18 protein-coding genes are annotated in these 22,310 nt (G+C 63.4%); 9 read left to right on the top strand and 9 right to left on the bottom strand.

Features of this window, described 5'->3' with window-relative positions:
* The first annotated feature begins 361 nt into the window (after positions 1-361).
* Positions 362-2,524 carry an alkaline phosphatase gene (phoA, locus tag EHS19_RS01565; RefSeq protein WP_151916028.1) on the top strand — a complete coding sequence of 721 codons (2,163 nt, stop codon included), beginning with the start codon at positions 362-364 and terminating at the stop codon, positions 2,522-2,524.
* A 295-nt stretch (positions 2,525-2,819) separates the two neighbouring features.
* Here the strand turns inward: phoA and EHS19_RS01560 are convergent, their stop codons facing one another.
* Entirely contained in the window at positions 2,820-3,248 is a 429-nt protein-coding gene (locus tag EHS19_RS01560; RefSeq protein ID WP_151916027.1) for a metallopeptidase family protein, read from the bottom strand.
* A gap of 296 nt (positions 3,249-3,544) precedes the next feature.
* On the opposite strand from EHS19_RS01560, the gene EHS19_RS01555 reads away from it, so the two are divergent.
* Positions 3,545-4,402 carry an HAD-IIB family hydrolase gene (locus EHS19_RS01555; RefSeq protein WP_151916138.1) on the top strand — a complete coding sequence of 286 codons (858 nt, stop codon included), beginning with the start codon at positions 3,545-3,547 and terminating at the stop codon, positions 4,400-4,402.
* A gap of 14 nt (positions 4,403-4,416) precedes the next feature.
* Entirely contained in the window at positions 4,417-5,241 is an 825-nt protein-coding gene (locus tag EHS19_RS01550) for a ComF family protein (protein ID WP_151916026.1), read from the top strand.
* 5 nt (positions 5,242-5,246) lie between these two features.
* On the opposite strand, the gene EHS19_RS01545 is transcribed toward EHS19_RS01550, so the two are convergent.
* The 3 genes from EHS19_RS01545 to glgB all read right to left on the bottom strand — a co-directional run bounded on the left by EHS19_RS01545 (position 5,247) and on the right by glgB (position 9,476).
* Entirely contained in the window at positions 5,247-6,317 is a 1,071-nt protein-coding gene (locus EHS19_RS01545; protein WP_151916025.1) for a sensor histidine kinase, read from the bottom strand.
* 179 nt (positions 6,318-6,496) lie between these two features.
* Entirely contained in the window at positions 6,497-7,216 is a 720-nt protein-coding gene (locus tag EHS19_RS01535) for a response regulator transcription factor (RefSeq protein WP_151916024.1), read from the bottom strand.
* Between the two features lie 13 nt (positions 7,217-7,229).
* The gene (gene glgB / locus EHS19_RS01530; protein ID WP_421745051.1) at positions 7,230-9,476 is read right to left on the bottom strand and encodes a 1,4-alpha-glucan branching protein GlgB; all 2,247 of its coding nucleotides are present in this window, start codon (positions 9,474-9,476) and stop codon (positions 7,230-7,232) included.
* Between the two features lie 225 nt (positions 9,477-9,701).
* On the opposite strand from glgB, the gene EHS19_RS01525 reads away from it, so the two are divergent.
* Positions 9,702-10,295, top strand: coding sequence for a CarD family transcriptional regulator (locus EHS19_RS01525; protein WP_151916023.1), 594 nt, complete (start codon positions 9,702-9,704; stop codon positions 10,293-10,295).
* An 88-nt stretch (positions 10,296-10,383) separates the two neighbouring features.
* Positions 10,384-10,911, top strand: a complete 528-nt coding sequence (locus EHS19_RS01520) for a 2-C-methyl-D-erythritol 2,4-cyclodiphosphate synthase (RefSeq protein WP_175578244.1) — start codon at positions 10,384-10,386, stop codon at positions 10,909-10,911.
* A gap of 24 nt (positions 10,912-10,935) precedes the next feature.
* On the opposite strand, the gene EHS19_RS01515 is transcribed toward EHS19_RS01520, so the two are convergent.
* From EHS19_RS01515 to EHS19_RS01505, 3 genes are all read right to left on the bottom strand, one after another.
* Positions 10,936-11,775 (bottom strand): metal ABC transporter permease, encoded by an 840-nt coding sequence (locus EHS19_RS01515; RefSeq protein ID WP_151916022.1) that lies wholly within the window; start codon positions 11,773-11,775, stop codon positions 10,936-10,938.
* Positions 11,772-12,701: an ABC transporter ATP-binding protein gene (locus EHS19_RS01510; protein ID WP_151916021.1), complete on the bottom strand. Its 930-nt coding sequence runs from the start codon at positions 12,699-12,701 to the stop codon at positions 11,772-11,774. The genes EHS19_RS01515 and EHS19_RS01510 overlap by 4 nt, the downstream gene beginning before the upstream one ends.
* A gap of 166 nt (positions 12,702-12,867) precedes the next feature.
* On the bottom strand, positions 12,868-13,914 hold the full coding sequence (locus EHS19_RS01505) for a metal ABC transporter solute-binding protein, Zn/Mn family (protein ID WP_421745080.1): 1,047 nt from the start codon (positions 13,912-13,914) through the stop codon (positions 12,868-12,870).
* A gap of 222 nt (positions 13,915-14,136) precedes the next feature.
* On the opposite strand from EHS19_RS01505, the gene EHS19_RS01500 reads away from it, so the two are divergent.
* From EHS19_RS01500 to coaE, 3 genes are all read left to right on the top strand, one after another.
* Positions 14,137-15,021: a bifunctional methylenetetrahydrofolate dehydrogenase/methenyltetrahydrofolate cyclohydrolase gene (locus EHS19_RS01500; protein WP_151916019.1), complete on the top strand. Its 885-nt coding sequence runs from the start codon at positions 14,137-14,139 to the stop codon at positions 15,019-15,021.
* Between the two features lie 128 nt (positions 15,022-15,149).
* Positions 15,150-16,631, top strand: a complete 1,482-nt coding sequence (rpsA, locus tag EHS19_RS01495; RefSeq protein ID WP_151916018.1) for a 30S ribosomal protein S1 — start codon at positions 15,150-15,152, stop codon at positions 16,629-16,631.
* A gap of 359 nt (positions 16,632-16,990) precedes the next feature.
* Positions 16,991-17,707: a dephospho-CoA kinase gene (coaE, locus tag EHS19_RS01490; protein ID WP_151916132.1), complete on the top strand. Its 717-nt coding sequence runs from the start codon at positions 16,991-16,993 to the stop codon at positions 17,705-17,707.
* Positions 17,708-17,815: 108 nt separating this feature from the next.
* On the opposite strand, the gene EHS19_RS01485 is transcribed toward coaE, so the two are convergent.
* The gene (locus EHS19_RS01485; RefSeq protein WP_175578238.1) at positions 17,816-18,571 is read right to left on the bottom strand and encodes a type 1 glutamine amidotransferase; all 756 of its coding nucleotides are present in this window, start codon (positions 18,569-18,571) and stop codon (positions 17,816-17,818) included.
* Positions 18,572-18,573: 2 nt separating this feature from the next.
* Positions 18,574-19,839, bottom strand: a complete 1,266-nt coding sequence (locus tag EHS19_RS01480) for a Mur ligase family protein (protein ID WP_175578237.1) — start codon at positions 19,837-19,839, stop codon at positions 18,574-18,576.
* Positions 19,840-20,172: 333 nt separating this feature from the next.
* On the opposite strand from EHS19_RS01480, the gene uvrB reads away from it, so the two are divergent.
* Positions 20,173-22,284 (top strand): excinuclease ABC subunit UvrB, encoded by a 2,112-nt coding sequence (gene uvrB / locus EHS19_RS01475; protein ID WP_151916015.1) that lies wholly within the window; start codon positions 20,173-20,175, stop codon positions 22,282-22,284.
* Positions 22,285-22,310: the final 26 nt, after the last annotated feature.

The raw sequence follows: 22,310 nt of genomic DNA, 5'->3' as shown, positions 1-22,310 counted from the left end.
AGGTTCTCTCGGCAACGCCTTTTTGTATTGCAATCATGTGCCGATTGTCGTATCGATTACGACGTTTGCCATGATTCTGGCGTGATTCCGGCGGTTGCCCATGATTTCGCCGGCTGTCATGGATACCGGTCATGGATACCAAAAGAACGCCGCAAGTTCACCTGAGGTTAGTTTCGCAGTCGCCATTGCGTTGTCTGACGGCGCTAGCGTGATCAAGGAACATCCGAAATGGGGGTTCTCTGACGGGATTCGGCGTATGGGAATGCCGGGTTTCGCTTGGAATATTCAGCGATGCAGGACGTCCTTCGATCATTGGGAAGTGATCGGGGTCGCTGTGTGTCATGAATGGAAGAAGAAGCTCATGGAAATGAAGAAAGTCGCGAAGTGCGCGATCGCAGCGCTGACTTCCGTTGCGGCGCTCACCGCGTTCGCCGCTCCGGCCCTCGCTGCCGACAACAACGGCTACGATCTCAACGGCAAGGGCGTTGACGCGCTGTCGCAGCACGGTGGCGCCCAGCGCATCGCCGGCGTGTACGGCAACGCCAAGGCCAGGAACGTCATTCTGTTCATCGGCGACGGCATGGGTGATTCCGAGATCACCGTCGCCCGCAACTACCTGCACGGCGTGAACGGCCACTTCGACGGCCTCGACAAGATCGGCCAGCCGGGTGCCGCCAAGGAGACCGGCACCGGCCAATACACCACCTTCTCGCTGGGCAACAACTCCAACGACTCGCTGATGGCCAAGGACAAGAAGGGCAACCTGGCCGGCAGCAAGACCGCAGGCGTCATCACCCCCGTCACCGACTCCTCCGCCTCCGGCTCCGGCTGGTCCACCGGCACCAAGACCTACAACAATGCGGTCGACGTGGACGTCAAGGGCAACCCGCAGCTCAACCTCATCGAGCTCGCGAAGGCCGCCGGCTACGCCACCGGCAACGTGACCACCTCCGAGATCCAGGACGCCACCCCGGCCGTCCTCGAATCCCACTCCACCGAGCGCGCCTGCTACGGCCCGCAGGGCAAGTGGGACGGCAAGACCGACACCAACGGCGACGGCAAGATCGATCCGGCCACCGATGGCAACCAGGGCAAGAACTGCCTCGCCGACCAGCTCAAGGTCAACGGCGGCATCGGTTCCATCTCCGAGCAGCTGCTCGACACCCGCGCCGACGTGACCATCGGCGGCGGCTCCAAGTACTTCAACCAGTTCGGCCTCGACGGCAAGACCCTGTGGGATCAGGCCAAGGAGCGCGGCTTCCAGACCGTCCAGTCCGGTGATGTCGATGGTTTCAAGGCCCTCAAGGAAGCCAACCAGGACAAGCCGGTGCTCGCCCTGCTCGGCGACGGCAACCTGCCGACCAAGTTCAACCCGTCCGTCGCCACCAAGTACAGTGCCGACAAGGACGCCAACCCGACCGTGTGCACGCCGAACAAGGAGTGGCTCGGCAACAAGGGCGCCTCGCTGGCCGACTTCACCGACAAGGCGATCACCCTGCTCGAGAACGAGCAGAAGGGCAAGGACAAGGGCTACTTCCTGCAGGTCGAGGGCGCCTCGATCGACAAGCAGGACCACAACGCCAACGCCTGCGGCCAGATCGGCGAGACCGATGACCTCGACCGCGCCATCTCCGCCGCCCTCGCCAAGGTCGATCTGAACAACACGCTGATCATCGTGACCGCCGACCACGCGCACACCTCCCAGATCGTGGAAGCCCAGCCGTACTACGCACTGAGCACCGTGCTGCGCAACGCCGACGGCTCCAAGACCACCATCTCCTACGGCACCTCCGACTCCCCGGTCTATCAGGACGAGAACGGCGACGCGATTGACAACGACGAGTACACGCAGGGTGAGAACGGCGACGCCAACACCGCCGAGAAGTTCGATGGGGCCATGGGCAACATGAGCCACACCGGCACCCAGCTGCGCATCGCCGCCTCCGGCCCCGGCGCCTCCCGCGTGGACGGCCTGACCGATCAGACCGACAACTTCTACACCATCGCCAACGCGCTTGGCCTCGCGGCTGACACGGACACTCAGAAGACGCTGTCTGAGAACGCGAAGGTCGCCGTCAAGAAGAGCAAGGATGGCAAGTACTTCGCCGAGGCCACCGGCTTCAACGGCGATGCGGTCCTGTCCTACAAGCTGATCGATACCGCCTCCAAGAAGGTTGTGGCCCAGTCCGTCGACAAGACCCCGGTCTCCGGCGTGCGCGTCGCCACCACCGGCACCACCACGATCGCCTTCCCGGCGGACTTCACTCCGGCCGAGGGTGCGAACTACACGATCGAGGTCACTGGCCGTCAGTCCGGCAAGACCGTGAAGTACGACTTCATTCGCCAGTCGGGCACCTCTGAGAAGCCCGGCAAGACCGATGAGAGGGGTAACGAGACCATCGCGCAGGGCGGTGTCAACAAGCCGCTCGGCAACACCGGCTCCGTCGTGCTCGGCATGGCTCTTGTCGCGATCGTGCTGCTCGCCGGTGGCATGCTCGTCAAGACCGCCAAGAAGCGCTTCTGATTGCGTTTCTGATTGATCACTGATTGCCGGCAGATTGTCGAGACGGCTATCAGCGACAAGATTCGGCCCAGCCGTTGAATCCATCACGGATTCGACAGCTGGGCCGAATTGCGTGTATACACTTGCTGTGAGTCTCGCATGCGTTGATGATCCGCCCGTGTCGTTGCTGTGACACAGCGGCGTGTGTGCTGTGGCGTGAGAGTGCGGTGGTGCTGTCGATGGTCGTTCAACTGCCGGTGACGCCCGTTTTATGCAACCGCCGGCTCTTTGCAGCCCGGTCGATCGCAGCCGCCGATCACAGCCCCCACTCCGGGTCGATGTCCTCGGGATTCCGCCCATAAAGCTCCGCAAGCCGCCCCACGATCTCGTCCCTGATCACCAGTTGAAGCTCGGTGCGGCTTTGCGACAGCATCTGAATCGGCATACGATACAGCACGATGCGCGCAGGAACACCGTGGCTTGCCGGGAAGCATCGGGAACTGGGATTGGGATGGCTCTCCCACGGTGCCGGATCGGAGGGAGGGACATCCTCCACGGCGAATTGCACCGGCCGGATCAGTTCGGGCCAAGCCCCGTTGAGCCGGCGCAGCTGGGCGGCGACCATGTCGTCGAACATGCCGCTGCGCGTGCGGTACCGGGGCAGCCGCGTGCCGAACATCGGCGTACGGATGCCACGACCGTGACGATTGCGGTACACGGGTTCGTTCCAAGGCGGTTCGATCATGATTCTCCAGTGCTCGGTGGTCTTCGACTTCAGCCGAATCTTGCGATTCCATCACCGCTCGCTATGATAGGGACCGGCGTGCCCAATCGGCAAAGCCGAATAGTGCGGCGTCTACGGTAGGATTGCTGGTATCGATGTCGGCCGTAGGACGGTTATGGTGATGATTTGCACCGGTTCGCACCGGTGGTTTGCGCCGCATCGAGTCGTAGATTCGAGTCCTAGGACCGAGTCGTAGGAGTGAATCAGGTTGGCTGTGATCCGCCGGCCGACGGGAACGAACGGAGGTGGTGACCATGATGATCGGGCATGGATGCGAAGTCCCGCTCTGGTCCGATGTCGACGTGGAATCCGTCGCCGATCGCGTTCGTCTTGTCGCGTTCGATCTTGACAATACGCTGGCGCGATCCAGACTGCCGATGAGCGGCGACATGAGTCGTGCGATCGCCGCGTTGACCCGTATGCTGCCGGTCGGCGTCATCACCGGCGGCAGGTTCGCGCTCGTGACCAGTCAGGTACTGTCCATGCTGGATGACACCGCCGATCTCTCCTCGCTTCATCTGATGCCCACGAGCGGTGCCAGCTACTATCGCTGGGACGGCAGCGGCTCGTGGCGGCAGATCTATGCGATCGACATTGATGAGCATCGCAGACATGCCGTCATCGCATCGTTTGAGCGACGCGCCCGTGAGCTCGGTCTGTGGGAGGAGCATGTCTGGGGGGAGCGCATCGAGGATCGCGGCAGCCAGATCACGTTTTCGGCGCTGGGGCAGCAGGCTCCTCTCGAGGCGAAGCTGACCTGGGACCCGGACGGTTCCAAACGGCAGCGGCTCACGCAGGCCGTTGCCGCCGACGTTCCCGATCTGCTGGTGCGCTCCGGCGGCCACACCAGCGTTGATGTGACCGATAAGGGCATCGACAAGGCATTCGCGGTCACCAGACTGTCGCAGGAACTCGGCATCGACGTCGGGCAGATGGTGTTCGTCGGCGATCGCATGAGCGAGGGCGGCAACGACTATCCGGCGGCCAAGGCCGGTACGATGGCTATTCGAGTCGCCGGTCCGCACGATACGCTCCAATGGTGCGATAGGCTGCTGAAGGCGCTGCGTCCGGTTCGAGGCAGGACCGATCAGACACCTCTCCCGACGCCCCACTGATCGGATGGTGCACCATGGCGACCCGGACCGGCTTCTGGCATGATGCGCTCAGGCGTGCGATCGATGTGATCGGCTCGCTGCTGCTGCCACGCGGGTGCGCCGGATGCGATACGCCGGACGAAGTATTGTGCCCCCGATGCCGGTCGCTGTTTGCCGTCGGGGAGGAGACGGCAGCGTCCCTCATCGGCAACGAATCCGCCGCCGGGGCGGTCGGCGATCGGCGGTGCATGATCGAGCGCCGCATGCCGTCGATTGCGTCGGGATCTGTAGCGGCCTGCGCATCGTATCGCGGCGCTGCGCGACATGCGATACTCAGTTGGAAGGATCACGGCGATGCCGAATGCGATGCGGCGTTCGCCGAACTGCTGACGGATCTTGCGGCTCGACGCGGACTGCTTGATGGCGCGGCACCCGCCGACCGTCCGCTTATCGTGGTTCCGGTGCCCTCGTCGCGTTCGTCGATCCGCAAGCGAGGACGCTGGCATATGCGTGACCTCGCAAGGCGGATGGCTCGGGAGTCATGCCTCCGCGGATACGACGTTCACACACGCTGCCTGCTCACGATGAGCGGTGTGCGCGGCAAATCCGTCGAGACGCGCAGCGCGGGGGAGCGCGCGGGGCGTCTCGACGCACATCGATCAGGCGGCGGCGGTCTGCGCGTGCATATTGATGCGGTGTCGCGTCGACTGCTTGATGCCGGCGCGATGGTGGTGGTGATCGATGACATCATGACCACCGGTTCGACGATGAGACGCGTCGTCGCCGCGTTGACCGACGTGGGAATCGCTGTGACGGATGCGCTGTGTCTGGCTTCGGTCGCGTCGCCGCGTCGTAGGTAGGCCGATCAGTCGCCTTGCGCATGCACATGCGCGTGCGAGCGCGACGTGTCGCTGATATCGGATGCGATATGGTATTTCGGCAATGCGATCTCGAAATCGGCGCCGCGATCATCATCCACCACTTTGACGGTTCCGCCGTGCAGCAGAGCGGCCCACCTCGCGATGGATAGGCCGAGTCCGGTGCCGCCGGATTCCGTGCCCGGACCGGATTTGCCCTTGACGAACCGACGGAAGATGTTCGACCGGTCGGCCAGCGGGATCTGCGAGCCGAAATTCACGACGTTGGTGACGATGAGACCGCGATCGGCCTGTTCGCGGCATTCGATGAGCACGCGGGTGCCATCCGCTGAATGCTTGAGCGCATTGGCGATGATGTTCGTGAACAGCTGCCGGAGCCGGTCCTGATCGCCCTCCATCTCGATGTCGTCGGCGACGTGAAGCTCGATGTCATGCGCATGCCCGGCATCGGCGATCTCCAGTGGCTCGATCGTCTCGTCGAGGAAATCATGCACATTGAATCGTTCGATGTTCAGACTCGCGGCACCGGCCTCCATACGCGACAGATCAAGCAGGAACGCGATGAGATCGCTCAGCCGGTGCGTCTGATTGAGAATGCTCTCCAGATTCGCCGGAGTGGGTTCGACGACTCCATCCGCCATGTTCTCCACCATCGCCTGCAGCGCTGAGACCGGAGTGCGCAGCTCGTGGCTGACGTTGGCGACCATGTCGAGACGCATCTGATTGGCATGCTCCAGTTCGCCGGCCATCTCATTGAAGGTGCGGGCGAGCTGGCCGATCTCATCATTGCTGTCGGTGGCCATGTTCACGCGTACCGTGTAGTCGCCTTCGGCCATCGCCTCGGCGGCCTTGCGCATCTGCCGCAGCGGCGCGATCAGGCCACGCGAGAACAGATAGGTGATTCCCAGAGCGACGACCAGCGTCAGCGGCATCGCGACCCAGCCGCTCCAGCCGAACTTGAGCAGGATCCACGCCATGATGAACGCGATCGCGGTGGAGATCGCGATCAATACGCTCAATTCGACCTTGAGCGATGAGAACATGCCGATCGGACGCATCGCGGATCGGCCACCGCCGCGTCGGTCGCCGTCATGCGGACGGCCTGGGGCGGCCCCTGAACTGGAGCCTGAGCCTAAACCTAAACCAGAACCAGAACCAGAACCAGAACCTGCGGATGCGGCCGCGGATGAGGCTGAGGGAATGCGTCCCATCGACGGCCGCCTCTTCTTCACGCGAGTCATGCGACCGGCGGCTCGAACGCATAGCCGACGCCGTGCACGGTGCGGATGGTTTCGGAGCCGAGCTTGTGCCGCAGCGCCTTGACATGCGAGTCGACGGTGCGGGTGCCCGATGCGTCCACCCAGTCCCACACCTCCTCGAGCAGCTTCTCGCGGGTCAGCACGGAACGCGGACGGCGGGCGAGGGTCGCCAGCAGATCGAACTCGGTCGGGGTCAGATGGACCTGTTCGCCGTTGAGCGTGACCACGCGCTGCGCCGGATCGATGACCAGCGAACCGAAATCGAGCAGCTTCTCGTTCTCGTAGTTCTTGGCGATCACCTTGGCGCGCTCCACGCGACGCAGCAGCGCCTTGCATCGCGCGATCAGCTCGCGCATGGAGAACGGCTTGGTCATATAGTCGTCGGCGCCGGCGCCCAGTCCGATCACCTTGTCCGACTCGTCATCGCGGGCGGTGAGGATCAGCACGGGAACGGGGCGCTCCGAGACGATCCGCTTGGTCGCCTCCAGACCATCCATCACCGGCAGCATGATGTCCATGATGACTAGGTCCGGCTTGAGCTGCTTCGCGGCCTGAACCGCGCTCGCTCCGTCGGATGCGACGCGCGCCGTCCACCCTTCGGCGGTGATGCGCTGGGCGATGGCGGTGGCGAGGGTGGGTTCGTCCTCGACGACGAGCACGGTGCGCGGCGTCGAGGAACGATTCGTGAAATTCAGCATATTGGGCCTTTCGTCACTGTACCGGCTCCAAGAATACAGCGCCCAATGCCGGAATGGTGAGTTTCGCCGACCATTCGCGTGAATGATACTCGCCCGGCTCCGCCTCGAACGTGCCGTTGTGGATGCCGGAGCCGCCGTACTTCTCGTCGTCGGTGGTCAGCAGCTCGTGCCATTTGCCGCCCTTCGGCAGCGGCACCTGATAGTCCTGCCATGCCTCGCCCGAGAAGTTGACGACGACGACAAGCTCCTCGCCCTTCGAGCCGACACGCATGAAGCTGAGCGTGTTGTGGTCGGCATCGTCGCTGGTGAGCCACTGGAATCCGTCAGGGGTGAAATCCTGGCTCCACAGCGCAGGGGAGGCCTTGTAGAGGGCGTTGAGATCGGCGACGAGCTTCTGCACGCCACGGTGCGCCGGCCAGTCGAGGCAGGCCCAGTCCACCGAGGAGTCGTAGTCCCATTCGCCCCACTGGGCCACCTCGTTGCCCATGAAGGTCAGGTTCTTGCCCGGGTGCACCCACTGATAGGCGAACAGCGAGCGCACGCCCGCGTACTTCTGCCATTCGTCGCCCGGCATCTTGCCGTAGAGCGAGCCCTTGCCGTAGACGACCTCATCGTGGCTGATGGGCAGCACGTAGTGCTCGGAGTAGGCGTACACCATGGAGAAGGTGATCTCGTTGTGGTGCCATTTGCGATTGATGGGCGTCTCGTGCAGGTATTCGAGCGTGTCGTGCATCCAGCCCATGTTCCATTTGAGGCCGAATCCGAGGCCGCCTTCGCTCGTCGGCGCGGTGATGCCCGGATAGGCGGTGGATTCCTCGGCGATCATCATGATGCCGGGGTTGTTCTTGTAGGCGGTGGCGTTCGCCTCCTTGAGGAACGCGATCGCCTCGAGGTTCTCGCGCCCGCCGTAGATGTTCGGACGCCACTGGCCGGGCTGGCGACTGTAGTCGAGATAGAGCATCGACGAGACGGCATCCACGCGCAGCGCGTCGATGTGGTATTCGGACAGCCAGAAGCATGCGTCGGCGACGAGGAAGTTGCGCACCTCGTTGCGGCCGAAGTTGAACACGTACGTGCCCCAGTCCGGGTGCTCGCCGCGCAGCGGATCGGGGTCCTCGTACAGCGGCGTGCCATCGAAGCGGCCGAGCGCGAACCCGTCCTTGGGGAAGTGGGCGGGGACCCAGTCCATGATGACGCCGATGCCGGCCTGATGCACCTTGTCGACCAGATACTTGAAGTCGTCCGGTCCGCCGAGGCGCGAGTCGACGGCGTAGTATCCGGTGACCTGGTATCCCCAGGAGCCGGAGAACGGGTACTGGGTCAGCGGCATGAACTCGACGTGGGTGAATCCCTCCTGCACCAGGTAGGGGACGAGCTTGTCGGCGAGCTCGCGGTAGTTCGACACGTCGACGCGCCAGCTGTTGGCGTGCACCTCGTAGATGCTGACCGGGCCGTCGTGCGGGTTCGTCGCGGCGCGGCGGGCCATCCAGTCGGCATCCTTCCATTCGTGGCGCGAATCGACCACGATGGAGCCGGTCGCCGGGGGAACCTCATGGGAGCGCTCCAGCGGATCGGCCTTCAGCACCCATTCGTGATTGGCGTTGAGAATCTCGTACTTGTAGACCTCGCCGGCCTCGACGCCGGGAATGAACAGCTCCCAGATGCCCGACGAGCCGAGCTCCCTCATCGCGTGGCGGCGTCCGTTCCAGCCGTTGAAGTTGCCGACCACGCGGACCGCGTGGGCGTTGGGCGCCCAGACGGCGAACGCGGTGCCGACCAGCTGCTTGCCCTTGGTGCCGTCCGCGGCGCCCATCGGATCGTCGAATCGACGCACATGCGCGCCGAGAGCCTCCCACAGGCGCTCGTGGCGTCCCTCGCCGAACAGGTACATGTCCATGTCGCCGATGGTGGGCAGATAGCGGTACGGGTCATCCTCGACGATGCTGTTGCCCAATCCGTAGACGGTGCGCACGCGGTAGTCCGGCACGGAGTAGCCGTCGTCCGTCTTCTCCGCGGGCATGACGGTCACGAACACGCCGTTGTGCTCATGCAGCGCCTCGTACTCCCCGTTCTGCGTGAGGACGGTCACGGCCTTGGCGAGCGGGCGCAGCACGCGCACCGTCACCTCGTGGGCGTGCTCACCCTGACCGAGATGCCCGCCGAGCACCTCGTGGGGATTGTAGAAGGTGGCGTTGCTGACGGCGTCCAGATCGGACTGGTCCACCGCGACGGCAACGGTGTCGTCATTGCTGTTGTTCATGTGAGTAGCCATGGTCATAAGTCTAAGCTCTTGCGGCGAACAGCGTGGCATGTGGCGCGTCGTGTCGCGGATTGGCTCGGTCCGGTCGGCTTACGGCGCGGCTCGCAGTCGGCTCGCGGTCGGCAATTGCGGGGTTCCTGCAGGATTCAGGCGTTGCCGTCCAGCCAGCATGGAATAATGTTCTCTTGGTTTTTGCGCATTGCTCGTTGCTCTTTCGGAGGATTCATGGGATACAAGGTCGGCGATATGGTTGTCTATCCGCGTCACGGTGCCGCGAAGGTGGAGGCCATCACCGAACGGACCGTCAAGGGCGTCTCTCGTCAGTATCTGCAGTTGTCGGTGCTCTCCAGCGACGGGCTGGTGATCAACGTGCCCGTAGAAAACGCCGAGAAGGTCGGTGTGCGAGACATCGTCGACGCCGACGCGGTGGCGAAGGTGTTCGAGATCCTGCGCACGCCGATCGTCGAGAAGGAGATGAACTGGTCGAGGCGCTACAAGCTCAACGTCGAGAAACTGGCGTCGGGAGACGTCAACAAGATCGCCGAAGTGGTTCGTGACCTCGCCCAGCGCGACGTCGACGAGCATGGTCTGTCCGCCGGCGAGAAGCGACTGCTGTCGAAGGCGCGCAGCATCCTCACCTCGGAGATCGCATTGTCGGAGAATCTCGACGAGACCGAGGCCCAGCGTCTGCTTGACGTCAATCTCGGATATGAGGAGCCGCGGGACGGCGACGAGAAGCACCATACCAAGGCGCCCGAGGAGGCCGCCGCGGATACGCTTGCGCGCATCGCCTCCCAGAAGAAGTCCAAGAAGAAGTGAGCGAAGAGGTCCACGCGAAGTGAGCGAAGCAGCGAGGGCGGCGGGCAGCGCATGCGGATCGTCGTCTGAATCATGCGATTTGCCGACGTTGCTGATCGGCCAGGGATTCGACGCGCACCGCTTCGCTGCGCCCGGCTCCTGCCGGCCGCTCTGGCTCGCAGGATTGCTTTGGTCGGCGCCGGCGGGGGCCGATGCCGCCGCATTGGCGCAATATGAGGGGATCGAGGGGGATTCCGATGGCGACGTGGCGGCGCACGCTTTGATCGATGCGTTGCTGTCGGCTGCGGGACTTGGCGATATCGGTGCGCTGTTCGGTGTGGGCGCGGGTGCGCGCGGTGCCGGCATGCACGGATGCGCGATGTTACGCGAAACCGTTTCGTTCATGCGGGAGCATGGGTATGAGCCGTCGTCGGCATCCGTCGTTGTGATCGGCAATCGTCCCAGACTCGGTTCGCGCCGCGCCGAAGCGGAACAGGCGTTGTCGCAGGCGGTCGGCTGCCGCGTCAGCCTGACCGCCACCACCACCGATCACATGGGATTCACCGGTCGCGGCGAGGGCGTGGCCGCCATCGCCAATGCGCTGGTTCGCCCGCTGCAGGCTCGTCACGCCGCCTGATTCGCACGTAATGCGCGTTGTGTCTCAGCGTCCTCTCAGCGCCGATGCGCCCTTGGCCACCGCCCAGAACAGCGTGGACAGCGTGACGATGATGAAGCTCGGGGGAGCGGGGAACATCGCCGAGAGCACGAGTCCAAGCCAGATCGACACCAGACACAGCGCACTGGCGATGACCATCGCCTTGAACGGCGATCCGGCGAGGATGTTCGCGGTGGCGGCCGGTGTGATCACCAGCGCGAAGATGAGCAGCGTGCCGACCGCAGGCACGGCGATGGTGATCACACCGGCCATGATCGCCATGAACGCCACGTTCATCACGCCGATCGGCACGCCCTTGGCCTGCGCCACCTGCTCATCCAGCGAACTGAACAGCAGCGGACGGTAGATCACGGCGAGCAGGACCAGCAGCACGATATCGAACACGGCGAAGCCGATGATCTGCTCGTCGGTGATGGTCAGAATCGAACCGAACAGGATCGACTGCATCTGCTGCGAGGCGGAGCTTGACAGTCTGGCGAAGAACAGACCCAGACCGGTGGCGAATGCGAGCACAGTGCCGGTCGCCACCTCGCGTTCGGAGATGCGTTTGCCGAGCGCTCCGATGATCAGCGCGCCGCCCAATGCGAACACGCCCATGCCCAGCGACACCGGCAATCCGAGCAGCACCGCCCCCGTGGCTCCGGGCAGTCCGATGTGCGCGAGGGCGTGTGCGGCGAAGGTCGAATGGCGGGCGATGGTGAAGTAGCCCATCACGCCCGCCGCGAGCGCGATGAACAGGCCCGCCATGAACGCGTTGGCCATGAACGGTGCGGTCAGCGTGTACATCCAGTCGGGATCGAAGGAGAAATCGATGGAGGTTGTCATTCGGCGTCCTTTCCGTTCAAGCCGTGCGCGGTGTCGGCTGCATCGGCTGCGTTCGCGGACGTGCCGGCGTTCGCATGCGCGTGATGGTGCATCTGCGCCACCTCGTCCGCGGTGTGCATGTCGTGTTCCTGATCATCCGGCTCGTCGGGCGATGGCGTGACGAACATGTCGCCCTGAGGGGTGGTGATGACCTGCACCTGAGTGCCGTACAGATGCGTGAGCAACGTGGAGTCGAGCACCTGGTTCATGCGGGCGTAATGCGGATGGCCGTCGAGCAGATAGACGGCTCCGGTGAGGATCGGCAGCAGCATGTTGAGATCGTGCGCCACCACCTGAATGGTCATGCCGAGTTCGCGGTTGAGCTTGGCGAGGACGTGGACCGTGGCCCGCTGACTGGCGAGATCAAGATTGGCGAGCGGCTCGTCCAGCATGAGCAGCTTGGGATCGCACACCAGCGCCTGGGCGATGGCCACGCGTTGGCGCAACCCTCCGGAAAGCTCGGAAAGCCGGTATTTCGCACGGTCGTCGATGCCGGTGAACCGCATCGCCTCGCGCGCCTTCGCCCGTTGCGCACGGGTGATCGGATGAATGCCGAATCGTGTGCCGGTCAGCCCAAGCAGCACCGACTGCTCGACGGTCAGATTCGAATCGATGTCGGAGGCGTAGCTTTGCGGCACGTAGCCGATGAGATGGTTCATCTCGCCCGCCGGACGGCCGAGCACCGTCAGCGATCCCGCCGAAAGGGGAATGAGGCCGAGTTCGGCCTTCATCATCGTGGTCTTTCCGGTGCCGTTCGTACCGACGATCGCCGTCACCGAACCGGATGGGATCGCCAGACTGCCGTGGCTCCAGATGGTGCGATCGCCGCGACGCACCGCCGCGTCGTCGAATACGATCTCGTCCGCGTGTTCCGTGTCCGATGCCATATGCGCCCTCCCGTGGCATAGTTCCTGATCGTGGCCTGATCGTGGCTAGATCGTGATGCCTAAGGGATTATGGCAAATGACGTTGACAATCATTCTCATTTACGGGTGCGCGCGTTGCCAGACGGCGAATCCGCTGACATGGCTGCCGACTCAGCTGCCGATATGCCTACTGTGCGTCGGAAGAGGTATCGGATTCCGTGCCGGAAGTCTCTTCCGACGCCCCATCGGAGGCCGCGTCGGCGGACTCTCCGGCGGATTCGCCGGTTTCGCCGGCTGCCTCTCCAGCGTCCGCGTCACCCGTTTCCGCCGTGTCGAGCAGATCCGACAGATCGCCCACCAGCGCCGCGATCCAGTCGGTGAGCGTCGTGTAGTCGTCGGGCATCTGCTCGGTGACGTCAAAGACGGGAACGTCCGATTTGCCGGCGCTTCCGGTGATCATGTTCGTCGCGTCGGACGCCTCCTGCGTGTTGTTCACCACCACATCGACCTCATGCGATTCGATGAGCGACTGGAACTCCTGAAGATCGGCCGGCGCCGCCTCGCCCTCGGATGCGGCGGACTGCGCGTAGCCCTTCGGAGTCTTGTCCTTGAAGCCCATATCGGCCATCAGATAGTAGGCGACCGCCTCCGTGGCGGCATACGACGGATCCGCGTGCGCGTCGGCGAAATCCGACATGAGCTTCTCGACCTGCTCCTCCTGGGTCTTCCATTGCTCGTAGCGCTTCTCGAAGTCCTTGCGCAGCGCCGGCCGCACGCGGCAGAACGTGTCGGTCAGCTCCTTGGCCATGCCCGCGCGGGCGTCCTTGGAGAACCACAGATGCGGATTGTCCCCGTCCATCGCTCCCGTCACGGATGCGGCGGACACGTTGATCGTCGTGCGGGACAGGCTCTTGGTCGACCACGAGTCGTATCCGGCTCCGTTGGACACCACCACCTCCGCCTTGGCGATCTTCGCCGCATCCGAGGTCTTCGGCTCGAAGTCGTGCGCGTCGACGCCGGTGGAGGAGAGGATCGACGTGACGGCAACGTCGTCGCCCCCGATCTGCCGGGCAAGGGAGCCCCACTGATTGACCGAGGCGACGACGTTGATCGGCGATGTGTCGGACGGGTCCGACGGCTCGGTGGCATTCGATCCCTGCCCGCAGCCGGCCGTGGCCAGGACCAGTGCGCCCGCCGCGACCGCGGCGATGATCGACTTGAGATTGCGGTGCATGCCCATGCTCGGACCTTTCTGACTGCGTGAGTCTGTCTGTGCGCGCCTGTTCGTGTACTTGCGCCTGACGCGCCCGTGCGTGTCTGCGTTTGCGTCCGCAAACGCTGCGCGCGGTGGAGGCGCCCGTCCAATTGACTTGCATCCACGATAGCCTAACGCTAAGGCAACGAATCAACGGCAACGAATCGATGGAAACGAATCGATGGGAACGAGGAGCGCTTCATGGTCATCAGACTCGATGGGAAAACTACGGCGGCCGCAATCAAGGCGAATCTTGCGCGGCGCGTGGAGCGTCTGGCGCAGCGGGGCATCCAGCCGGGGCTGGGCACGCTGCTCGTCGGCGACGATCCCGGATCGGTGCGCTACGTGGCCGGCAAGCATGCCGACTGCGCCGAGATCGGCATTCGCTCGATTCGCCGTGATCTTCCCGCCGACGCCGGCTTCGATCGGATCGCCGACGCCGTTCGGCAGATGAACGAGGATCTCGCCTGCACGGGGTACATCGTCCAGTTGCCGCTGCCCGAGGGCATCGACGAGAACGCGATCATCGACATGATCGATCCCGCCAAGGATGCGGATGGCATGCACCCCTACAATCTCGGCGAACTGGTGCTGCACGTCGACGGTCGTATCGACACGCCGCTGCCCTGCACGCCGCGAGGCGTCATCGAGCTGCTGGACGCCTATGACATCGATCTCAACGGACGCGAGGTGTGCGTGCTTGGCCGCGGCATCACGATCGGGCGGACCATCGGGCTTCTGCTGACCCGCCGTGCCGTCAACGCGACCGTCACGCTGTGCCACACCGGCACGCGCGATGTGGCGGAGCACATGCGTCGGGCCGATGTGATCGTCGCGGCGATGGGCAGCGCCGGCTTCGTCAGACCGGATATGATCAAGGACGGCGCGATCCTGCTCGACGTGGGCGTGTCGCGGGTCTACGACGAGCAGGCCGGCCGTTGGCGCGTGCGCGGGGACGTGGACCCCTCATGCTACGAGAAGGCCCATGCATACTCGCCGAATCCCGGAGGCGTCGGTCCCATGACCCGTGCCATGCTGCTCGCCAACGTCGTGGAGATGGCCGAACGACACGCCGAACTGTCATGAGCCGGTGCGTGGGCTGCATATGACCATGCCTGACGATACAGTAGCGGTTTGTGTATGCGCCAAGCATGCGCGGATAACTGAAGAACGAGTAATTATCCATCCATCTATTGAGAAACCATACTATTTACATGGCAGAGAACAACACTGAAGCCACCAAGGTCGCCATCAACGACATCGGCACCGAAGAGGACTTCATCAAGGCAGTCGATTCCACCATCAAGAACTTCGATGATGGTGATCTGGTCGAGGGTACCGTCGTCAAGGTCGATCACGACGAGGTCCTGGTCGACATCGGCTACAAGACCGAGGGTGTCATCCCCTCCCGCGAGCTTTCCATCAAGAAGGACGTCGATCCGGACGAGGTCGTCGAGGTCGGCGATCCGATCGAGGCCCTTGTCGTCACCAAGGAGGACAAGGAAGGCCGTCTGATCCTGTCCAAGAAGCGCGCCCAGTACGAGCGTGCCTGGGGTGACATCGAGAAGATCAAGGAAGCCGACGGCGTCGTCGAAGGCACCGTCATCGAAGCCGTCAAGGGCGGCCTCATCGTCGATATCGGCCTGCGCGGCTTCCTGCCGGCGTCGCTGGTCGAAATGCGCCGCGTCCGCGATCTGTCCCCGTACATCGGTCAGAAGATCAAGGCCAAGATCCTCGAGCTCGACAAGAACCGCAACAACGTGGTCCTGTCCCGTCGCCAGTACCTCGAGGAGACCCAGTCCGAGGTTCGCGAGACCTTCCTCTCGCAGCTCAAGAAGGGCCAGATCCGCGAAGGTGTTGTCTCCTCCATCGTCAACTTCGGCGCGTTCGTCGATCTCGGTGGCGTTGACGGCCTGATCCACGTCTCCGAGCTGTCTTGGAAGCACATCGACCACCCGTCCGAGGTCGTCAAGGTCGGCGACAAGGTCACCGTCGAGGTGCTCGACGTCGATCTCGATCGCGAGCGCATCTCCCTGTCGCTCAAGGCCACTCAGGAAGATCCGTGGCAGCGCTTCGCCCGCACCCACGTCCCCGGCCAGATCGTCAAGGGCAAGGTCACCAAGATCGTCCAGTTCGGTGTCTTCATCTCCGTCGAGGACGGCATCGAGGGCCTGGTGCACATCTCCGAGCTCGCCAACCGTCACGTCGAGAACCCGGAGACCGTCGTCAAGCCGGGCGAAGAGGTGTTCGTCAAGGTGATCGACGTCGATCTCGATCGTCGCCGCATCTCCCTGTCGCTCAAGCAGGCCAACGACTCCGTCGACCCGAACTCCGAGGACTTCGATCCGGCGCTGTACGGCATGCCGGCCGAGTACGACGAGGAAGGCAACTACAAGTACCCGGAGGGCTTCGACCCGAACACCAACGAGTGGATCGCCGGATACGAGAAGCAGCGCGAGGAGTGGGAGGCCCAGTACGCGGCCGCCCACGATCTGTGGGAGCAGCACAAGGCGTTCGTCGCCAAGGAGCTGGAGAACGCCGCCGCCTCCGCCGCCGAGGATGGCCAGGCTCCCAAGGAGCGCAAGGCCGCTCCGGTCGAGGAGACCTCGAACTACTCCTCCGAGAACACCTCCACCGGCACCCTCGCCGACTCCGATCAGCTTGCCGCTCTGCGCGACCAGCTGCTCGGCAAGTGAGTTCGCTGCACGGCTGTCAGCCGCTGGCACTAGTTGCCAGTGCATAGCGTGAGGCTAGCACTAGCATTTGGCGCTTAGCGCATATGGAAACCCGACCCATCGCGGTCGGGTTTCTTCGTATGCGCGCCTGTTTTGCATATCCCTTTCGAGGCGCGGCGCTCTTCCACGGTGCAGGGATCTTCCCATGATGTAGTGTTCTCCACATGGTGTAGGGATCTTCCCATGGTGTAGTGATGGAGAATGGCGGTTTTCCGCCATTCTTGGATTTGGCATCCCTACATCATGCGGAAATCCCTGCATCATGGGAGGTTCCCTGCATCATGGGGCGGAACTGGGTGTCACGTATTAGCATGGCGTGTATGAGGAAGTTCATGAGGATAGGGCTGACCGGGGGCATCGCCGCGGGCAAGACCACGGTGTCGCATCGCTTCGCCGAGCTTGGCGCGACGCTGATCGACTATGACCAGTTGGCGCGGCAGGTCGTGGCACCCGGCAGTGTCGGGCTGCGTCGCATCGTTGAGACATTTGGACCGAATGCCTTGGCCCCGGACGGCACGATGAACCGTGGATGGATGGCCGAGCATGTATTCGGCCCCGACGCACCGGCCGACGCTCTCGAACGGTTGAACACCATCGAACATCCGCTGATCTATGCCGAGGCCGAGCGGCTGGAGCGCGCAGCGCTATCGGTCAGACACGACGGTGCCGATGCCAGTGCCGCTGATGGCGATGATGCCGTCGGCGCTGTGCAAATCGTGGTCCATGACATACCGCTGCTGGCTGAAGTGATCGACTCGATCCCGTTCCGATTCGACCATATCGTAACGGTCGAGGCACCGGCCGGAATGCGCATCGCTCGCATGATGGCGACGCGTGGTATGAGCCGCGCACAGGCCGAGGACCGCATTCGTCACCAATCCAGTGTATCCGAACGTCGCGCGATCGCCGACATCATTATCGACGCGACCCAGCCTTTGCCCGACATGCTGGCGCAGGTGGACCGACTGTATGCGGGGTGGGTGAAGGACGCGCGCAGGCGGTCATCGTCGACTAGTCGGCCTCGGCTGCAGATATGAATCGGGGCGGTTTGCGACCTTGGAATCGCAAACCGCCCCGATTCATTGGAAACGCTGTCGGCGGCGTTCTGACGGATGCCTACGGCGTTGCCAATGTGTGGTGATGTATCAGATGCGCGCGGCCTGCATGATCGGTCGGCTGGCGGCGACCTTGCGGGCGTTGTCGATGAACGCGGCGACCGGGAAGTTCTCCGGCTTGGCGGTCGGCTCGAAGGAGCCATAGCGGTGCTTGGCGGCCGCTTCGATCAGATAGTCGGCGACGGCGGGATTCTTCGGCAGAATCGGTCCGTTCATGTACGTTCCGATCAGCGTTCCCGCGATCACGCCCTCGTTATGGTCGTCGGCGTTGTTGCCGGTGCCCTTGGTCACCGTCTCGCACAGCGGTGTGGCGGTCGGGCCGAGCTTGGTGACGGTCTCGTGGATCTCGTAGCCGACGACCTCGCCGAAGCGGCTCGACTGAGCGACGATGTTGCCGTCGTACTTCTCCGGAGCCTTGCCCGACGTCACGTCCAGCAGGGCGAGCCCCTCCAGCTTGTTGCCGTCGAGCATGAACGAGCGGCCGAACATCTGGTACATGCCGCCGACCAGCAGCATGGCCACGCCATCGGCTGCCATCGCCTTGAAATCGGCCCTGTGCTCGGTGAAATGCGGATACACGGCCTTGAGCCCCGAGTCCATGCCGCCGCCGGTGAGCATGATGTCGATGTTCGTCGGCAGCTGGCCGCCCTGCCAGACCGCGATCTTCGGCGTATAGCCATACCAGGTCAGGCGGCGCTGAATCGTCTGGATGTTGCCGAAGTCGCCGTTGACGTCCAGCTCCTTCGGGAAGGGGATGAGGATGGTGATGATGCGTTCGCTGGTCATGTTCAGTACTTCCATTCGACTATGCCAATGCCTGCGGGATCAAGCCCTGCGGCGGCCTCAAGATATTGCGTGCGCAGCGCGAGGATGGCCGTGTAGGAGCCGTAGACGCGCTTGGGCTGATCGGGATGTTCGTCGCAGAACCGCTCGAACGCCTTGAAGATGTCCTCCTCGACGGCGCGGACCGGCACCTCGTCGTAGGCGAGGCGGAGCGCCATCTCGTAGGCGCGCACTCCCGCGACCATATCGACGCCGCCTTCGCGCAGCGACGACATGTCCACGTCCCAGATCCAGCTCATGTCGCGGCTGTCGGCATACGTGTCGTTGTTCATCGTCATCGTGGCCCAGCCCTTGGCGTCGAAGGAGCTGAGCGCGGCGCGGAATCCGGCCACGTTCTTGACCATGGTGATCTCAAGTGGCTGGTCATTGTAGATCATCGATTCGGCGCGGCCGAACGCCGGCTTGACCTGAGTGAGCGCCTTCGTGATCGCCTCGTGGCTGAGATTGTCGCCGATCATACGCTTGACGACGGCGATCGCCGCGGCGGTGTTCTGCTGGTTGTAGGCGCCTTCGAGCGTGACCGGGGTCGTGAACGTCTCGCCGTCGTACTTGAACGACGCAGTGCCGCGCCCGACCGAAACGAGTTCCACGTCGTCGTCGGAGCGATGCGTGTCCTTGACCTTCTCGGTTTCGATGCCCAGCATCGAGTCGAGCAGCTCGTTGTCGGAGGGGAACATCGGTTTGAGGTCGTCGGCGACGCGGAAGTAGGAGACCGGCGTCTCGATGTCGTCGGCGATGGTGACGATGCGGTCGTCGTCGTGGTTCAGCACCACGCCACGATCGCAGGACTTCGCGACGTTGCGCAGCAGCTGGGTGATCATGTCGATCTCCTCGAAGCGGTCCATCTGGTCGCGCTGCGCGTTGAGCACCACGCACCAGTTCGGCCTGACGCGGGAGATGAAGCGATTGGAATGGCCCTCGTCAAGTTCGATCACGGCATAGTCGATGTCGAGCTTGCCGGTGGGGGACAGGTAGTCGAGCAGCGCCGAGTTGACGCCGCGGATCCAGTTCGAGCCGGTGGGGTTGTTGAACACCTTGTATCCGTGCGCGCGCAGCAGCTCGGCGATCAGACGGGATGTGGTCGTCTTGCCGTTGGTGCCGACGATCACGACGATGCCCTTGCGCACCTGGCGCAGGGCCTTGGAGATGAACGCGGGGTCCATGCGCTCCAGCACATGGCCGGGGAACGCGGAGCCGCCGGTTCCCTTCACCTTCGCAAGTTGTTTCAGGAATCTTCCTAACGCGATTTCAAAGAACATGCTCGACAGTGTACCGCAGTGCATGCCGTTTTATCGCGCATGTATGGGGTCGTTGCTATGCGGGAGGGGGTGAAAATGATGGTATTGAGCCGTTGGCATGGGGTTGTGCGGATTATGTGTTGGATTGCGTGACAGGTTGCGTGACGGGCGGGTGCTCGGGGGTGCCTCGGCAGGGTCGTTGACGCGACACGGCAAATCGAACAGATGTACGACGTTGTTGGTACGGTGGTTGCAAGTTGGTCGACCATATGCGTGTGTGGTCGGCGGAGAGGTCAGGAGGCGAGGATGGGATTCAATATCGAGCGGACGAACAAGCCGTTTGTCGTCAAATCGCCGTACAAGCCGTCCGGCGATCAGCCGCAGGCCATCGAGGAGCTGGCGCGTCGCATCGAGGACGGAGAGAAGGACGTCGTGCTGATGGGCGCGACCGGTACAGGCAAGACGGCGACCACGGCGTGGCTCATCGAGCGGCTGCAGCGGCCCACGCTCATCATCGAGCCGAACAAGACGCTGGCGGCGCAGCTGTGCGCCGAGTTCCGCGAGCTCATGCCCGACAACGCGATCAGCTATTTCGTGAGCTACTACGACTACTACCAGCCCGAGGCATACATTCCCCAGACCGATACATACATCGAAAAGGACTCCAACATCAATGACGACGTGGAGCGGCTGCGGCACGCTGCCACGGCGAATCTGCTCACGCGCCGCGACTGCGTGGTCGTCGCCACGGTGTCCTGCATCTATGGTCTGGGTACGCCCGAGGAGTATGCCGGGCGCATGCTGTTTCTCAGGGAGGGCCAGCAGATCGACCGCGACCAGCTGCTGCGTCGGTTCGTCGAAATGCAGTACAAGCGCAACGACATCGCCTTCACGCGCGGCACGTTCCGCGTGCGCGGCGACACCGTGGAGATCATTCCGGTCTATGAGGAGCTTGCCATCCGCATCGAGTTCTTCGGCGACGAGATCGATCGCATCTCCACGCTTCACCCGCTGACCGGCGATGTGATCGACCATGAGAGCGAAGTGCACATCTTTCCCGCATCGCATTATGTGGCGGGCCCGGAACGCATGGAGCGCGCGTTGAAGACCATTCGCGCCGAACTGGACGATCGGCTGGCCGAACTGCGCAAGCAGGGCAAGGAGCTTGAGGCGCAGCGTCTGGAGATGCGCACCACCTACGATCTGGAGATGCTCACCCAGGTCGGCGTGTGTTCGGGGGTCGAGAACTATTCACGGCATTTCGACGGGCGTGCGCCGGGCACGCCGCCGCATACGCTGCTCGACTTCTTCCCTGACGACTTTCTGCTCGTCATCGACGAATCCCACGTCACCGTGCCGCAGATCGGCGCCATGTACGAGGGGGATGCGTCGCGCAAGCGCACGCTCGTGGACTTCGGGTTCCGTCTGCCCTCCGCTATGGACAACAGGCCGCTCAAATGGCCGGAATTCCTCGATCGCATCGGCCAGACGGTGTATCTGTCCGCAACGCCCGGCGACTATGAGCTGGGACTGGCCGACGGCGTGGTCGAGCAGATCATCCGCCCGACCGGACTGCTCGATCCCAAGGTCGAGGTGCGGCCGACCAAAGGGCAGATCGACGATCTGCTCGCCGAGATCAAGGATCGGGTCGCACGCAACGAGCGTGCGCTGGTGACCACGCTCACCAAGAAGATGGCCGAGGATCTTACCGACTATCTGGTCGAACGCGGCATCAAGGTCGAGTATCTGCACTCCGACGTGGACACGCTGCGGCGCGTCGAACTACTGCGCCAGCTGCGCGAGGGCAAGATCGACGTGATCGTCGGCATCAACCTGCTGCGCGAGGGACTCGACCTTCCCGAGGTCTCGCTGGTGGCGATCCTCGACGCCGACAAGGAGGGGTTCCTGCGCTCGTACCGCTCGCTGATCCAGACGATCGGACGCGCGGCTCGAAACGTGTCGGGAACGGTCATCATGTACGCCGACGAGACGACCGACGCGATGCGCAAGGCCATCGACGAGACCGAACGCCGTCGCGACAAGCAGATCGCATACAACAAGGCGCATCACATCGATCCCAAGCCGCTCATCAAGAAGATCAGCGACGTCAACGACATGCTCGCCAAGGAGGACGTCGATACGGCCACGCTGCTGGCGGGAGGCTATCGCAATGCGGGCAAGGCCGGCAATACGCATCTTGGCGTGCCAGCATTCGACAGACGCGAGGCGGACAAGCGTCACGAGGAGATCCTCAAGGCTGGACTGCCTGCGCAGGATCTCGCCGACCTCATCCGTCAGCTGTCCGAACAGATGCACACCGCGGCCGAACAGCTCCAGTTCGAATTGGCGGCGCGTCTGCGAGACGAGATCCGCGATCTCAAGAAGGAGCTGCGGCAGATCACGGAGGCGAGCAAATGACCGATTCGCCCGGTGGGTCAGCGCCT

Origin of the sequence: Bifidobacterium jacchi, assembly GCF_009078285.1 — a bacterium.
Lineage (GTDB): Bacteria > Actinomycetota > Actinomycetes > Actinomycetales > Bifidobacteriaceae > Bifidobacterium > Bifidobacterium jacchi.
Note: the sequence above shows the minus strand (reverse complement) of the source record. Positions and strands in the feature narration are given on the sequence as shown.

Excerpts from the sequence above, each read along its gene's own strand:
- phoA (WP_151916028.1), top strand. The coding sequence starts at position 362 with ATGGAAATGAAGAAAGTCGCGAAGTGCGCGATCGCAGCGCTGACTTCC.
- EHS19_RS01560 (WP_151916027.1), bottom strand. The coding sequence starts at position 3,248 with ATGATCGAACCGCCTTGGAACGAACCCGTGTACCGCAATCGTCACGGT.
- EHS19_RS01555 (WP_151916138.1), top strand. The coding sequence starts at position 3,545 with ATGATCGGGCATGGATGCGAAGTCCCGCTCTGGTCCGATGTCGACGTG.
- EHS19_RS01550 (WP_151916026.1), top strand. The coding sequence starts at position 4,417 with ATGGCGACCCGGACCGGCTTCTGGCATGATGCGCTCAGGCGTGCGATC.
- EHS19_RS01545 (WP_151916025.1), bottom strand. The coding sequence starts at position 6,317 with ATGCGTCCGATCGGCATGTTCTCATCGCTCAAGGTCGAATTGAGCGTA.
- EHS19_RS01535 (WP_151916024.1), bottom strand. The coding sequence starts at position 7,216 with ATGCTGAATTTCACGAATCGTTCCTCGACGCCGCGCACCGTGCTCGTC.
- glgB (WP_421745051.1), bottom strand. The coding sequence starts at position 9,476 with ATGAACAACAGCAATGACGACACCGTTGCCGTCGCGGTGGACCAGTCC.
- EHS19_RS01525 (WP_151916023.1), top strand. The coding sequence starts at position 9,702 with ATGGGATACAAGGTCGGCGATATGGTTGTCTATCCGCGTCACGGTGCC.
- EHS19_RS01515 (WP_151916022.1), bottom strand. The coding sequence starts at position 11,775 with ATGACAACCTCCATCGATTTCTCCTTCGATCCCGACTGGATGTACACG.
- EHS19_RS01510 (WP_151916021.1), bottom strand. The coding sequence starts at position 12,701 with ATGGCATCGGACACGGAACACGCGGACGAGATCGTATTCGACGACGCG.
- EHS19_RS01505 (WP_421745080.1), bottom strand. The coding sequence starts at position 13,914 with ATGCACCGCAATCTCAAGTCGATCATCGCCGCGGTCGCGGCGGGCGCA.
- EHS19_RS01500 (WP_151916019.1), top strand. The coding sequence starts at position 14,137 with ATGGTCATCAGACTCGATGGGAAAACTACGGCGGCCGCAATCAAGGCG.
- rpsA (WP_151916018.1), top strand. The coding sequence starts at position 15,150 with ATGGCAGAGAACAACACTGAAGCCACCAAGGTCGCCATCAACGACATC.
- coaE (WP_151916132.1), top strand. The coding sequence starts at position 16,991 with ATGAGGAAGTTCATGAGGATAGGGCTGACCGGGGGCATCGCCGCGGGC.
- EHS19_RS01485 (WP_175578238.1), bottom strand. The coding sequence starts at position 18,571 with ATGACCAGCGAACGCATCATCACCATCCTCATCCCCTTCCCGAAGGAG.
- uvrB (WP_151916015.1), top strand. The coding sequence starts at position 20,173 with ATGGGATTCAATATCGAGCGGACGAACAAGCCGTTTGTCGTCAAATCG.